Below are 15,894 nucleotides of genomic sequence, written 5' to 3'. Positions count from 1 at the left end.
GAAAAATCAAAACTGAAAAAATATTTATATCTTCGGCAAAATTTAAGCCTTAATTAAAAACCATATATTCACTAGCTTTTAAAATTAAAATTTATGAGACAATTAGTGTTAAAAAACCTTTCAAAGACCTACCCAAATAATGTTAAAGCACTTGATGATGTGTCGATCGAAATAAAAAGTGGGATGTTTGGACTTCTTGGACCTAATGGTGCTGGAAAATCTTCTTTAATGAGAACTATTGCTACACTTCAAGAAGCTGATTCGGGGTCGATATTTTTTGATGACTTAAATGTTTTAGATAACACAAAAGAGTTTCGTCAAAACCTTGGGTATCTTCCGCAAGAATTTGGCGTATATCCCAGAATTACTGCCGAACAGCTTCTTGACCATATAGCAACTTTAAAAGGAATTTCAATAAAAAACGAAAGAAAAGAATTAGTAGAATACCTTCTTCAAAAAGTTAATTTGTATGATAAAAAAAATAAAAATGTAAAAGGTTTTTCTGGAGGAATGAAACAAAGAATAGGAATCGCTCAATCCCTAATTGGTGATCCAAAAGTTTTAATTGTTGATGAGCCAACTGCTGGGCTTGATCCAGGAGAAAGAAATCGTTTTTATGACCTATTATCAGATGTTGGAGAGGATGTAATAGTCATTTTGTCAACACACATTGTTGACGATGTTAGAGAACTATGTACTCAAATGGCTATTATGAATTTTGGACAAATAGTTTTTAGTGGGGCACCTGACGATGGAATTAACTCATTAAAGGGTAGGGTTTTTGAGAAACAGATAAGTAAATCTGAGCTCGACTCATACAAGGAGAGTCATCAGGTAATTTCAAATAAATTAATTGCTGGAAAACCAGTAATTCATGTTTTAAATGATAAGATTCCAGACAAAAGCTTTAAGAAAATTGAACCTTCACTAGAAGACGTATTCTTTACTAATATTCAAAAAAATAATCAATAAAATATATTTATTATATGTTTAAGAACTTTTTCTTATCAGAACTCAGGTATAGCTTTAGACAGCCAATGCTATATTTATTCTTTTTAATAGTTTTCTTGTTGGTTTTTGCCGCTAATGTCACAGATAATGTGTCAATAGGTGGTGCAATTGGAAATGTGTTTCGAAATGCTCCCAATATTATCACAATCTATTCACTTATAATGACAATTTTTGGATTATTATTTGCTACCGCATTTTTTAATAATTCAGCATTAAGAGATCATAAAAATAATTTTCAAGAAATTTTATTTTCGAAACCCATAGATAAGTTTGGGTATTTTATGGGTAAATTTTTAGCCTCATTATTTTTATCTACAGTTCCATTGACTGGCGTTTTTTTTGGAATTATTCTTGGATCAAAAGTTGCTCCATTAATGGGGTGGATTGAAGCCGATAGGTTTGGTCCTTTTTTTATAGAAACTTTTATTAACAATTACTTTATTTTCATCTTACCTAACATGTTCATTGGAGGAGCTATTATATATTCATTAGCGCAAGAGTATAAAAATACGATGATTTCCTTCGTCGGAGCAATGCTAATAATTGTAGGCTATTCAATAGCTGGTGAACTTGTTTCTGATATTGATAATGAGAAAATAGCTTCATTGGTTGATACTTTTGGAATTAGAACATACAGTATAACATCTAAATATTATACCCCTTTAGAAAAAAATACTTTAAATCCTTCCTTATCAGGTTTAATTCTTTACAATAGACTTCTTTGGGTCGGTTTTGCAGCAATAATACTTTTTGCATCTTACACAAGATTTAGTTTTACAACAAAAAAAAGTAAAAAGAGTAAAAAGAATAAAAGTGATTTAAATAAAGTCATTTTAAGTGTTCCGAAAAAAGCTCCTAAAGTTCAAGTTTTTAAAAACTCAGCCCTTCTCCATTTTAAAAGTTTTTTCAAACTTAACATGAACAGCATTTATAAACATGTAACATTTAAAATTCTATTCGTTTTTAGTATTATTCAGCTAATTGCAGGACTGGCAACGGGATTTGAATATTTTGGTCTAAAATCATATCCCCTAACCTACTTCATGGTCGATCAAGTAAACGGTTCGTCTAGCTTATTCATTTTGATTATTTTAGTTTTTTTTAGTGGTGAATTGGTTTGGAGAGATCGAGATGTTCAAGTAAACGAAGTAATTGATTCTACTCCTCATTCTACTCTAATTCCACTTTTTTCAAAAACTTTATCTCTTTTTTCATTATCTGTTGTAATTCATTTAGTTCTTATTTTAATAGCTATAATATATCAGTTAATTTCTGGATTTACACAAATTGAATTCTCTTTATATGTCAAAGACTACATATATAATATGTTTCCAATCTATTTTACAATGTGTGCTGCTTTGGTTGCTATTCAGGTCATTGTTAATAATAAATATATTGGATATATGGTCTCCGTAATTGTATTATTAGGATTCGATATTATATTACTAATATTGGATGTAAATTCTAATATGTTATCGCTAGGGAGTACTCCTTACATGATATATTCAGATTTAAATGGTTTTGGTCCAAGCAATACGGGTGTGTTTTGGTTTAGTCTATATTGGATACTATTTTCTTTATTGTTGCTCTCATTATCTGGATTAATATGGAACAGAGGTGTGAAAAAATCATTTAAAGAAAGATTAAATAGCATTAACAGTAATACCAGTAAAACTTATTCAATTATCGTGTCTTCAATAGGAGTATTGTTTATTTTAACAGCTTCCTTTGTTTATTATAATACCCAAATATTAAATAGTTACAAGTCGAGTGACCGATATGAGGAGTTAGCTGTTTCCTACGAAAAATATTATAAAAAATATAAAAACTTACCATTTCCAAAAATCATAGAGGCTAAATATAATATTGATATTTTTCCAAAAAAGAAGATGGCAGATGTTTTAGCTTACTTAACCCTTACGAACAACAAAGAAAAACCTATTGATAGTATACTGCTAAACGTAAATAAACAGTGGGATTTAAGTTTTGAATTTCCAAACGCCACAATAATTAGTAAAAACGAAGATCATGGAGTTCATTTTTATAGGATTGATCCCCCAATGCTTCCTGGCGATACTCTAATTCTAGAAATAAAAAACAAATACGAAACAAAGGGGTTTTCTAATGGAGGAGAAACAACAAGCATCGTTAAAAATGGATCATTTTTAAATAATTTTGAAATATTACCTAATATTGGATATGATTCAAGTAAAGAAATTGGAGATAAAAATAAAAGAAAAAAACTTGGATTGCCACCAAAAGAACGAATGCCTAAGTTAGAGGTTGATTGTGGGGTGAATTGTGACAAAAATTATTTAACTCAAGGCTTCTCCGACTATATTAATGTAGAGAGTATAATCTCTACTAGCATTGAACAAACTGCTATTGCTCCCGGTTCATTAATAAGAAAATGGGAAGAAAATAACAGGGCCTATTTTGAATATAGATTAGATCATCCTTCTCAAAATTTTTATTCTTTTATTTCAGCAGAGTATGAAATTGCTAAAAGGGAATGGAATGATGTAGATATTGAGATTTATTACGACGCAAAACATTCTGTGAATATTGATATGATGCTAGATGCTGTAGAAAGGTCCCTGAATTATTACACAGAAAATTTTGGTCCATACTATCATAAACAAGCAAGGGTAATTGAGTTTCCAAGATTTTCTACTTTTGCACAGGCATTTCCTGGGACCATGCCGTATTCAGAATCATTTGGTTTCATTATTGATCTTGAAGATGAAGAAGACAACAACGTTATAGATGCTGTTATTGCCCATGAAATGGCTCATCAGTGGTGGGCACATCAATTAGTTGGTGCAAATATGCAAGGTGGAACACTTATGAGTGAAGCATTTTCAGAATATTCTTCATTAATGACTCTAAAAAATATAGCAAAAACTCCAATGAAAATGAGAGAGTTTCTTAAGTACGATCATGATAGATATTTAAGGGGTAGATCAGGTGAGCTAGAAAAAGAACTTCCTTTATACAAGGTAGAAAATCAACAATACATCCATTATGGAAAAGGAAGTGTAATACTTTATGCTTTGCAAGACTATATCGGTGAAGATAAAGTTAACAGTGCAATGAAAGAATTTTTAGAAAAGTACCGTTATAAAACTCCTTACCCAACATCTTTAAATTTTTTAGAAATTCTTGAGCCCAAGATTCCTGATTCTTTAAATTATTTGATTGATGATTGGTTTAAAGAAATCACCTTATATGATAATAGGCTAAAAACAGCCTTTGCAAAAAAACTAGACAATGGAAAATATGAAGTAAGTATTGAAATTGAAGCTTTTAAAATAAAAGCTGACTCAGTAGGAAATGAAAAGAAGGTTAGTTTAAATGAATGGATTGACATAGGAGTCTTTTCTGATTCAGACGAAGAAAATTTAATTCATCAACAAAGAGTCAATATAAATGATTCCTTAATGAGATTTACAATGATTGTTGATTCGTTACCTGCTAAAGCAGCAATCGATCCAAGACACATTTTAATTGATCGAGTTTTTTCTGACAATACAAAACCAGTATCGTTCAATTAATATAATTACCAACATTCTATTTATTAATTTATTTTTTAAAAAAAATTAACCTATTTAATATACATTTGATAGTAGATTACTATGTTATAAAAATATAAATTCATTAAATTAAAGTGATGTTATATGAATAGGCAAAAGAATGTATCTCTCTCTAAATACGGGATAAATAAAAGCAAAATCTTTTATCAGTTATCTTCTGATGAACTTCAAAAAGTAACTTTAGATAACAATCATGGTGTCCAGGTGTCATCTGGAGCTCTAGCTGTTAATACTGGAGAGTTTACTGGCAGATCTCCCAAAGATAGATTTATAGTAAAAGATGGAATAACTAAAGATAAAGTTTGGTGGGGAGATATAAACATTCCTTTCGAGCCATCCAAATTTGATAAGCTTCTTAATAGGGTTATTGAGTATTTAGATGGAAAAGACTTATACGTAAGAGATTGCCATGCTTGTGCTAAAGAAGATCACAAACTAAACATTAGGGTAATTAACGAATATCCTTGGTCAAACATGTTTGCGTACAACATGTTTTTACGTCCCTCTAATAAAGAATTAGAAAAATTTAAACCTGAATGGACAGTAATAAATGCACCTGGATTTTTAGCAGATAAAAATATTGATGGAACTAGGCAACATAATTTTTCAATTTTAAATTTTTCAAAAAAAATTGCTTTAATAGGAGGAACGGGTTATACTGGAGAAATCAAAAAAGGTATTTTTTCAGCATTAAATTTTATTCTTCCTGTTTATAAAAACATCCTTCCAATGCATTGCTCGGCAAATATTGGAATTAATAAAGAAACAGCTATATTTTTTGGACTTTCTGGAACCGGAAAGACAACTTTATCTACAGATTCGAAACGAAAATTAATTGGAGATGATGAACATGGGTGGGCTAGTGATCATTCAATTTTTAATTTTGAAGGGGGATGTTATGCTAAAGTTATAAACTTAAAAAAAGAAGATGAGCCTGAAATATATGGTGCCATTAAAAAAGGAGCTTTATTAGAAAACGTCATTGTTGATTCTGAAGATAAAGTAAGTTTTGAAGATGATTCATTGACTCAAAATACTAGAGTCAGTTATCCTATAAATCATATTAGTAATATTCAAAATCCTTCTATTGGTGAAAACCCTAAACATATATTTTTCCTAACTGCTGATGCTTTTGGAGTATTACCTCCTATTTCAAAGTTAACACCAAGTCAAGCAGCTTATCATTTCATCTCAGGCTACACTGCAAAAGTTGCAGGAACTGAAGCTGGAATTAAAGAACCTACCCCTTCATTTTCTGCATGTTTTGGAGCTCCTTTTATGCCACTTCATCCATCCTATTATGCTGAATTATTAATAAAAAAAATGAATGAAGCAAAAGTTAATGTTTGGCTTGTAAATACTGGATGGACAGGGGGTCCTTATGGTATTGGTAGTAGGATAAAATTAAGTTATACTAGAACTATGATTAATGCTGTTTTAGATGGTTCTTTAGGCAGGTTTAACTATGAAGACTATCATATTCACTCTGTTTTTGGTTTGGCTCAACCCAGAAAGTGTCCAGGTATTCCGGCGAAAGTTTTAAGCCCAAGAGCTTCATGGAATAATGATGAAGAATATTATAAGACTGCATTCAAGCTCTCCAAAGCTTTTATGGATAATTTTAAAAACTTTGAAAAAGAATCAAATGAAGAAATACTTAGAGGCGGTCCTCAAAGGACTGCTTATAATTAAAGTTTTTTTATTAGTTTAACACAAAAAATAAATATGAAAGCACACATAGCAAGTTTGGTAAATGCACTCGCATTGATTTCTATTGGTTTATGGGGCTATTTAGACTCTGACCCTAAAGCAGTTACTGCATTAATACCCGTAATAATAGGAATAATATTATTGTTAATTAATATCGGTGTTAAAAATGAAAATAAAGTAATTGCACATATTGCAGTTCTATTAACTTTAATTATTTTAATTGGATTAATTAAACCACTTATGGGTTCAATTGAAAGAGGTGATTCATTACCTATTATTCGAGTAATTGTTATGATTTTTACATCAGCTTGGGCTTTAAAATCTTTTATTCAAAGCTTTATAGAAGCACGAAAAGCAAGAGAATCTAATAAATAATATAATTTTAATAATACTGACTACCCCCTATAAATATGAGTTTTTTTTATTGTAATAAATACTATTTATATTTAGTCTAAATAAATTTTGATATAAAATTATAACGTTTTATATTTGCCTATGCTTATTTAGAATAAATAAGAATTAAATATTACTTTTATTAAAAATTATATTAAAATGTCAGTTTTTTTATCAATAATAATGATTCTTGGGTGCGAGAAAGATCCTGAGACAATTTTACAAATAGTTGAAGTTCCTGGTCCTACAGTAACTGTTGAAGTTCCAGTACCCCCTTCTGAATATGAGTTCACAAGAGAGGGTGTATCAACTGTGTATTATTCAGGTCAAACTACTAGATTAAATCAACATGATGAGTTAAAAAGTGCTATGAATAGTACTGAATCAACGAAAGAAGGGATTTTGGCTATGTTAAATGATGGAACTGGTTTTATTGACTCTACTTTAGATGGAAGTAAAAAAATTGGTAATAAAACAGCAATTAATAGTGCGAACAGTGCTACTAATAAAGCTACAATTGAGTCTTGGATTATTGAGTTTACTGATGTAGTTGCTCCTGCTGTAGTTGCTCAAACTGATGCTTCAGCCGGTGTAGCTGGATCTGTTTCAGATGCTGGTGGTGGATCAAGAACAGGCACAAAGGTAAATGCTAAAGGTCTTGAAATGAATCAAGTATTCAGTAAAGCCTTAATCGGAGCTTTTAACTTAGATCAAATAATTAATGCTAATGGTTCTTTTGGTTACGTTACCGCTCCAAAGCTTAACCCTGTTGCATCTGATAATGATACTGGTGTGATGCATTACACAAGCCCTGGAGCTTCAGTGGCTAATGTTACAAAAATGGAACACTACTGGGATGAGGGTTTTGGATATCTTTATGGACAGGATAATCAATACGCTCCTGCACTTGGACAAGGTGGTTTGTTAAATGACTATTTAGGAAATGTTAGTGCTAATTATGCTATAGGAATTGCTGATGATATCTATAACGCTTTTAAATTAGGTAGAGCTGCTATAGTTGCTAAAGATTATATTACTCGTGATGCTCAAGCTGCTATTATTAAGAAAGAATTATCAAAAATAGTTGGTGCTAAAGCAGCTTCATACTTAAGAAGCGGTGCTGGTCACGTTACAAATAATAATATGGCTTCAGCTTTTCATTCACTTTCAGAAGGATATGGTTTTATTTTCAGTCTTCAATTTACTCAAAAAGCTGACGGAACACCATATATGACAAATACTGAAGTTACTTCTAAATTAGCTGAACTAGATAATGGAAATGGACTTTGGGACAGAACTGCTGCTGAGTTAACTGCTATGGCTGATGCAATTGACAATGCTACAGAAATTAATACAAACCTTTAATTTCTATACTATTTCAATAACAAAAAAAGACAATCGGTTTAAACCGATTGTCTTTTTTAAATTTTTATTATTTTGAGAAAGACTTTATTTTTTTTACTAATTCTAACTATTTATTTTTCATGTTCTACAGATGAACTTAATGAATCAGAATCAGCAGTAGTAGAGCTCACATCTTCAAATAATAATAATTCCACAACCCCCAATACAAATACAAGTAACTCCTCCACTAATTCTAAATTCGATAGAGAGGCAATGCTTGTTTTTTGGGCAGATAGTATAATAATTCCTGCTCAGCAAAAATTTCAGACTGATCTAGTTACTCTTTCAAACTCTATAAGTGAATTTTCATCTAATTCCTCCCAAGTTTCTCTAGATCTAGTTAGAGAAAATTGGTTTAATGCCTACAAATCATGGCAACATATTGAAATGTTTAATATTGGAAAAGCAGAAGAAATAAACTACGGAGTTAGAATGAACGTTTACCCAGTAGATACTGAAAAAGTAGAAGCTAATATTTCAAGTAGTGACTCTGACATTGAACACCCAAATGATTATGCGGCTCAAGGATTTCCTGCAATTGATTATCTATTGTATGGAATAGGATCAAATGATTTGGAAATTTTAGAAAAATATACTTCTGAAAACAATAAGTACTTAGCTTACTTATTAGTTCTTTCAAACAAAATGACTGAGCTTACAAATTCTGTGGTTTCTGATTGGAATTATTCTTACAGAGATGCTTTTGTAGCTTCAATAGATAACACTGCCACATCAAGCATAAATAAATTAACAAATGACTTTATCTATTACTATGAAAAGGGTTTTAGAGCTAATAAAATAGGAATTCCTGCTGGAGTTTTTTCAGGAAGTTCATTGTTAAATCGTATAGAAGCTTATTACAGAAGGGATATATCAAAAATCCTTGCAATTGAAGCTATTAACTCAGTTTCAGATTTTTTTAATGGAATCTCTTTTAATGGAAATTCATCCTCGATAGGAATTAGTTTTAAAGATTATATTGAATTTTTAGAAACCTCAAAAAATGATACACCACTTGGACAATTGATCATAGATCAGTTCGAGTCAGCTAAAACAAGTATAAATAATCTTAATGATGACTTCACTATTCAACTTGAAAATAATAAACTAGATATGTTAATTACATATGATGTTATTCAAGTAGCTGTTGTTCTTTTAAAGGTGGACATGCTCCAAGCACTTAACATAAACGTTGATTATATTGATGCTGACGGGGATTAATTATCATAACTATGCTAAGTTTAAAAACACTTAACACTAATCAATCAACAATTAGTAAAATTAATACTTATTTAAAAAACAGTGTTACTGATTCAGCTCCACTTGCTGTATTTAGAATCTTTTTTGGTATTCTTATGTTTATCAGTATTGTTAGATTCTGGCTAAATGGATGGATAAAGACACTTTATATTGATCCAAAGTTTCATTTTAATTATTACGGATTTAGTTGGATCACTGATTTTGAAGAATACACATATATACTTTTTTTTATATGTGGGTTATCTTCCCTTTTAATTTCATTAGGATACAAATACAGGATCTCAATAATTATATTTTTCCTGTCATTTACTTATATTGAACTAATAGACAAAACAACTTATTTAAATCACTATTATTTTGTCAGCTCAATTAGCTTTTTAATGTGTTTTTTACCATTAAACTGCTACTATTCTTTAGATAGCTATTTTTCAAATAAATCATATAAAAAAGTACGGAAATGGACAATAGACTCTATGAAATTGATGCTTTGTATTGTATATTTTTATGCAGGAATTGCTAAAGTTAATTCTGAATGGCTTTTAAAAGCAATGCCCCTGTCAATATGGCTTCCTTCCAAGTATGATTTACCAATAATTGGACAAAATATTATGCAAGAACAATGGGTTCATTATTTTATGAGTTGGGGTGGTATGTTTTACGATTTATTGATACCATTTTTACTTATATATAAAAGAACAAGATTGTTTGCTTTTGTATTAGTAGTGTTTTTTCATGCTTTTACTAAAATCCTATTTCCAATAGGAATGTTTCCATATATAATGATAGTTGCTTCTTTAATATTTTTCGATCCAAAAACTCATCAAAATATTTTAAATAAAATAACTATAATTATAAATTATATAACTGTTTTATTTTTATTTAAGCTCAGAAAAAGAGTCATATTAATTAACACACCAATTAAACGAAATAAACTTAATTTAAATATAGTTGCAATATTTTTTGCTTTGCAAGTCTTATTACCTTTAAGATATTCACTATATCCTGGAGAACTATTTTGGAATGAAGAAGGTTATCGTTTTTCATGGCGAGTTATGTTAATTGAAAAAAGAGGTTATTCTAATTTTAAAATAGTAGACAGCATTAGTAAAAAATATTTCTATGTTCAAAATGATGATTTCTTAACATCATATCAGGAAAAGCAAATGAGCTTCCAGCCAGATTTTATTTTAGAATATGCTCATTATCTTGGTGATCACTTTAAAAGTCAAGGACATGAAAACTTACAGGTATTTGTTGACAGTCATGTAGCGCTAAATGGAAGATCTAGCACTAGGTTTGTTAACCCTGAAGTAGATTTATATAGTCAAAAAGAATCATTTCAACACAAAACATGGGTTATACCATTTAAAGATGAAATTAAGGGCTTCTAAAATATTATTAATTATATTTTTAATTAACACTCCTGTAGTTTCTTCTCAAAACACACTTGAGGTTATAATTAATACTCCTGATGAAGGTTTTGAAAATGAAACAGTCGAGATATACTTAAAAAACAGCGGTTTTATTGGTGTCGTTCCAATTGGTGAGGTTTATAAGTTTAATTTACAAAACAACAATTCAACTTCGATTATAATCATATCGATGTATCATCCTCTTATTGAAAAAGATATTGACCCCAAAAAAGATTTTAAAATTTCGATTTTATTACCTAGCCGAGTACAAAATCTTTCTGAAGTTATAATAAATGCTAGAAAAAAAAGAGTTTTTGAGTTAAGAAGGCTTAAAGACTTTGAGGGAACATATGTTTTTGCTGGCAAAAAATCTGAAGTTATAAATATGAATGAATCTTTAGCAAATCTATCTGGTAACAATTCTAGACAAATATATAGTCAAGTTGCTGGGTTAAATATTTTTCAAAATGATGATGCTGGACTTCAATTAAATATTGGAGGGAGAGGTCTTGATCCGAACAGGAGCTCAAACTTTAACACAAGGCAAAATGGATACGACATAAGCGCAGATGTTTTAGGTTATCCAGAAAGTTATTATACTCCCCCTGCAGAAGCAATTGAAGAAATTCAAATTCTAAGAGGAGCTGCGTCTCTTCAGTACGGTACACAATTTGGAGGATTAGTTAACTTCGTAATGAAGTCAGCAAATAATTACCAAGCTTTAGAGGTGGTTAGCAGAAACACAATAGGATCAAACAACCTATATACAAACTTTACAAGCATTAGCACTTCCAAAGAAAAGCTTAAAACATATGCATTTATTAACTATAAAAAAGGAAATGGTTTTAGATTAAATTCAGAGTTCAAATCTTTAAATCTATTTTTAAAAAGCGAATATGAAATAAATAATAATTCAAAAATAAGTGCTGAAATAACTTATCTTAAATATTTAGCTAAACAAGCTGGTGGACTCACAGATTTAATGTTTGATGAAAACCCATACCAGAGCAATAGATCAAGAAACTGGTTTGGGGTTGATTGGTTATTATACAATATTCTATATAATTATAATTTCTCAAATTCATCAAAAATATCTGTAAGCTTTTTTGGTTTAAATGCATCTAGAAATGCTTTGGGTTTTAGAACAAATAGAGTTAGTCAGATAGATGCTATGGAAGAACGTGATTTAATAAAAGGTGAGTTCAATAATTTTGGTTTTGAGATAAGGTTTTTAAACAATTATAAACTTTTTAATAAAAAAGCCATATGGATTGTTGGTAGTAAATATTACAATTCAAGTAATACATCTGAACAGGGTCCAGGATCTAATGGAAAAAATGCTGATTTCAATATGAAAAATGAGGATTTTCCATTTTATAATTTTCAATCAAACTATAAATATCCAAACAAAAATTTATCATTTTTTTCTGAAAACATAATTTATTTAAATGGAAAAGTTTCAATAACACCCGGTTTAAGGTATGAGTATATTAGAACTGAGAGTGATGGTATTTTTAAAAAAACAAATAGAGATGCCGCTGGTAACGTAATATTTGATGAATTAATTAATAACAGTGAACTTAGAAAAAGAAATTTTATATTATTGGGGCTTGGAGCAAGCTATAAATTGTCTGATAGTTTTGAAGTTTATTTTAATATCTCAGAAAATTATAGATCAGTAACTTTTGCTGATATAAGTGTTTTTAATCCTGCTTATATGATTAATTCTAATATATCTGATGAAAGTGGGTCTACAACAGATATTGGAATTAGAGGAACATATAAAGAATTCATATCCTATGACTTAAGCACATTTTTATTAGCATACAATAGTCGTATTGGATTTGTTCAAAGAGTTACATCTGGTGGAAATGTAAAAAGTGAGAGAGGTAACGTAGGTGATGCTAGAATATTAGGTTTTGAATCAATTATTGATTTTAATATTGCTGAAATTTTTCTTAAAAAAAATGAAAATACTATTTTTAATTACTTTATTAACTTTTCATTTATTGACTCTGAATACACTAATTCTAAGGAACCCGGTGTGGAAGGAAAAAAGGTTGAATTTATACCTAAAGTAAATCTAAAAACGGGAACAAAAATTGGGTTTAAAGACTTTATGTTCGGTTTTCAATACACTTATTTATCTGATCAATTTACAGACTCCTCTAACGCAATTAACAGCAATTTAAGTGGAGTTATTGGTATAATTCCTCAATATGATGTTTTTGATATATCAACATCATATTCTTTAAAAGAATTTAAGTTTGAATCTGGGATTAATAATTTATTTAATAAAAAATATTTTACAAGAAGAGCTACTGGATATCCTGGACCAGGAATTATACCTTCTTCGCCAAGAACATTGTATTTTACTATTCAATATAAAAAGTAATACATTTTAATGAAAAATTATATGGAGAGCTATCAAGCTGAAAGCTAAAACTATTCCAGATTTTTTTATGAAATCACTGTCGTAACTTATAAGCTCTACCCTATTAACAATTTTATTTTTATTAAATAAAATAGCGATTATCAAACCTAATATGATTACAAAAAAAGCTCTAACAAAATAATTTATTTCAGGAAATAATAATTGAATAACAATATTAGCAGGCAGGGTGATTACGAAGGCAAATAAAATAAAACTGTGTTTAGGTTTAATTAATAAAATAGCCGAACAAATCAAAACAACAATTCCACAGTTAATATAATATCTAAGCTCATTTAGAGTATGAGTAAATGCACTTCCAGGGTTTTCAAACTTTAAAAAAAGTAAAAACAGCCCCATTAAAAGCGCAGTAAATAAACTAAATATAATTGCTCTTCTTCCTGATTGGACTTTTTCAAAATCAGTAGCTTTTTTATTAATATAAACAGAGTAGATATCTACTGACCACATTGTTGCGATCGAGTTAAATGTTGAATCAACAGTACTCATTAATGATGCAAAAAGCCCGCATAAAATTAATCCTCTTAAACCAACAGGAATAAAGTTTTTTACTATATATGGAAAAGCCATGTCAGGATCAACTAAAGGTTGATCAATAATACTATAAAGTGCTATTCCTGGTATAATTATAACTACAGCCATAAAATATTTAAGAACACCTCCAACCATTAAACCTGTCTGAGCATGCTTTAAACTTTTTGCAGCAATTGATCTTTGCATAATTGTTTGATTAGCACACCAATAATTTATATTGAGAAAAAACAAACCAAACATATGAGTCCATGGTAATTTTTCATGATTAGCAGGAAGATGTAAGTGCATTTTTTCTGGAGTGAGAATAAAAAGTTGACTCCAACCCCCAATTTGATATACACTAACAAATAAAATAATAATTCCTCCAGACATTAACACAAAAAATTGAATGACATCAGTCTTTACTACAGCACTTAACCCTCCTAAATATGTGTATACAGCTGAAAAAAGTCCAAGAATGATTATTAAAATTGAAATCCTGTAAATTTGATTCGAACTAATAAAAGTTAGTAAGTCTCCAAATACCATATCTGCAGCATATGCACCCCAAAATAGTGCGGCACCAAGAGTAATTGTTGAGAAAAGAACTATACTTACTAGTGAATAACACAAAGCTATTCTACTTCCCAATTTAAGCTTTATAAATTGAGTTATGGTTGTAATTTTATGTTTCAAAAAAACAGGAACAAAAACAAATGCTGCTATTAAAAGACCTTGCATCGCGTTAATTTCAAGATTAGCTTGAGCTAATCCAAATAAATACGCAGAGCCCATCATTCCAAGAAACTGATAACCTTGAACATTAGTTGCTATAGTAGACAAAGCGATAGATGGCCATTTTAAAGATCTTCCACTTAAAAAGTATTCATCACTAGTAATACTTTTGGTTAATTTAGCACCTGAAATAGCTGTAACGAAAATCAATATGAAATAAACTAATACAATGAAAAAATCAATCATTTTAAAAAGTTTTAATTTCTTTTTCCTTTAGCTAATGGAGATAAAGGAATGTTTTTTGGTATTCTATTTAGAATTTCAGGAAAAGAAAATGTTTGAATTTTTGGTAATACATATTTTGCAAATAAATCTAACTCAGATGAATTTGGATATCCCGATAAAATAAAAGACTTAATTCCTATTTCCATATATTTTTTAATTTTTTCATAAACTTGATCTGGGTTCCCAACAATGGCTGATCCACACCCAGATCGAGCTAATCCAATTCCTGTCCATAAGTTGTCTTCTATATAATATTCTTTATCAGATTGATTTCGCATTTCACTTTGTAATGAAACCCCATATGATTTGGAGTCTAATGCTCTATTTCTGATTTCATTTCCTTTATCAATCTTAAGATGAGATATTAATTTATTAGCATATTCTTTAGCTTCATCTTCAGTTTCTCTAACAATTACGTGAGCACGTAAACCAAACTGCAATTCTCTATTATATTTTATTGATTTCATTTTTAAGTTTTCAATATGATTTTTTAAATTTAAAATTGTTTCAGGCCACATCAAATACACATCACAATGTTGGGCACACAATTCAATTCCTTGAGGTGAATATCCTCCAAAGTATAATAATGGCCCTCCATTTTGTTGGTAAGGTTTTACTGGGTCAGAAGGGAGATTAATATTATAGAAATCCCCTTTAAAATCAATAAAATCTTGATTCCATCCCTGTTTTAATAATTGAATCACTTCATTTGATCTTTGATATCTCATCTCAGAGGATAGGGAGGTTCCAGGAAGATCCGAAGAAATAATATTCAAAGTTAATCTTCCTTTTAGAATGTGATCAAGAGTTGCTATTGATCTTGCTAACATTGGTGGATGAATTTCACCACATCTAATGGCTGTTAATAAATTAATTTGTTTTGTTAATGGAGCTATTGCAGAGGCAAATGTCATTGTGTCTTGACCAACCTGGTATGATGATGGGCACAATATGTTTCTAAAACCAAGCTCATCAGCTTTTAAAACAATTTTAGAAGTATTCTCCCATGAACTTTTGTAATTCGGGTCGTGATCACCTAAAAACTGATCATCACCATTGCAAATAGGGGCAAACCATGAAATTTCAGCACCATTATTCAAAATTGACTTCTTATTCATTATTAATA

10 protein-coding genes are annotated in these 15,894 nt (G+C 29.8%); 8 read left to right on the top strand and 2 right to left on the bottom strand.

The features are described from left to right. The first annotated feature begins 93 nt into the window (after window positions 1-93). The 8 genes from AC34EU_RS00775 to AC34EU_RS00740 all read left to right on the top strand — a co-directional run bounded on the left by AC34EU_RS00775 (window position 94) and on the right by AC34EU_RS00740 (window position 13,178). Window positions 94-972, top strand: a complete 879-nt coding sequence (locus AC34EU_RS00775; RefSeq protein WP_487533030.1) for an ABC transporter ATP-binding protein — start codon at window positions 94-96, stop codon at window positions 970-972. Window positions 973-986: 14 nt separating this feature from the next. Continuing rightward, entirely contained in the window at window positions 987-4,565 is a 3,579-nt protein-coding gene (locus tag AC34EU_RS00770; protein ID WP_487533029.1) for a M1 family aminopeptidase, read from the top strand. A 123-nt stretch (window positions 4,566-4,688) separates the two neighbouring features. Then, a complete protein-coding gene (gene pckA, locus AC34EU_RS00765) occupies window positions 4,689-6,296 on the top strand; it encodes a phosphoenolpyruvate carboxykinase (ATP) (RefSeq protein WP_487533028.1) in 1,608 nt (535 codons plus the stop codon). Between the two features lie 33 nt (window positions 6,297-6,329). Continuing rightward, on the top strand, window positions 6,330-6,689 hold the full coding sequence (locus AC34EU_RS00760) for a hypothetical protein (RefSeq protein ID WP_487533027.1): 360 nt from the start codon (window positions 6,330-6,332) through the stop codon (window positions 6,687-6,689). 177 nt (window positions 6,690-6,866) lie between these two features. Beyond that, window positions 6,867-8,072, top strand: a complete 1,206-nt coding sequence (locus AC34EU_RS00755) for a DUF4856 domain-containing protein (RefSeq protein WP_489695995.1) — start codon at window positions 6,867-6,869, stop codon at window positions 8,070-8,072. A gap of 72 nt (window positions 8,073-8,144) precedes the next feature. Further along, window positions 8,145-9,332, top strand: a complete 1,188-nt coding sequence (locus AC34EU_RS00750; RefSeq protein ID WP_489695994.1) for an imelysin family protein — start codon at window positions 8,145-8,147, stop codon at window positions 9,330-9,332. Window positions 9,333-9,343: 11 nt separating this feature from the next. Beyond that, complete coding sequence (locus AC34EU_RS00745) at window positions 9,344-10,762, top strand: HTTM domain-containing protein (RefSeq protein ID WP_487533023.1); 1,419 nt, start codon at window positions 9,344-9,346, stop codon at window positions 10,760-10,762. After that, complete coding sequence (locus tag AC34EU_RS00740) at window positions 10,743-13,178, top strand: TonB-dependent receptor family protein (RefSeq protein ID WP_489695993.1); 2,436 nt, start codon at window positions 10,743-10,745, stop codon at window positions 13,176-13,178. The genes AC34EU_RS00745 and AC34EU_RS00740 overlap by 20 nt, the downstream gene beginning before the upstream one ends. Before the next feature lie 6 nt (window positions 13,179-13,184). On the opposite strand, the gene AC34EU_RS00735 is transcribed toward AC34EU_RS00740, so the two are convergent. After that, window positions 13,185-14,729 (bottom strand): sodium:solute symporter family transporter, encoded by a 1,545-nt coding sequence (locus AC34EU_RS00735; RefSeq protein ID WP_487533021.1) that lies wholly within the window; start codon window positions 14,727-14,729, stop codon window positions 13,185-13,187. A gap of 11 nt (window positions 14,730-14,740) precedes the next feature. After that, window positions 14,741-15,886: an LLM class flavin-dependent oxidoreductase gene (locus AC34EU_RS00730; RefSeq protein WP_489695992.1), complete on the bottom strand. Its 1,146-nt coding sequence runs from the start codon at window positions 15,884-15,886 to the stop codon at window positions 14,741-14,743. Window positions 15,887-15,894 lie beyond the last annotated feature (8 nt).

The sequence above is a fragment of the Candidatus Marivariicella framensis genome (assembly GCF_982709265.1).
This window is presented reverse-complemented; position numbering and strand designations above follow the sequence as displayed.

Bases quoted from the DNA above. Each gene is read 5' to 3' on its own strand.
- AC34EU_RS00775 (WP_487533030.1), top strand. From the start codon at position 94: ATGAGACAATTAGTGTTAAAAAACCTTTCAAAGACCTACCCAAATAAT.
- AC34EU_RS00770 (WP_487533029.1), top strand. From the start codon at position 987: ATGTTTAAGAACTTTTTCTTATCAGAACTCAGGTATAGCTTTAGACAG.
- pckA (WP_487533028.1), top strand. From the start codon at position 4,689: ATGAATAGGCAAAAGAATGTATCTCTCTCTAAATACGGGATAAATAAA.
- AC34EU_RS00760 (WP_487533027.1), top strand. From the start codon at position 6,330: ATGAAAGCACACATAGCAAGTTTGGTAAATGCACTCGCATTGATTTCT.
- AC34EU_RS00755 (WP_489695995.1), top strand. From the start codon at position 6,867: ATGTCAGTTTTTTTATCAATAATAATGATTCTTGGGTGCGAGAAAGAT.
- AC34EU_RS00745 (WP_487533023.1), top strand. From the start codon at position 9,344: ATGCTAAGTTTAAAAACACTTAACACTAATCAATCAACAATTAGTAAA.
- AC34EU_RS00740 (WP_489695993.1), top strand. From the start codon at position 10,743: ATGAAATTAAGGGCTTCTAAAATATTATTAATTATATTTTTAATTAAC.
- AC34EU_RS00735 (WP_487533021.1), bottom strand. From the start codon at position 14,729: ATGATTGATTTTTTCATTGTATTAGTTTATTTCATATTGATTTTCGTT.
- AC34EU_RS00730 (WP_489695992.1), bottom strand. From the start codon at position 15,886: ATGAATAAGAAGTCAATTTTGAATAATGGTGCTGAAATTTCATGGTTT.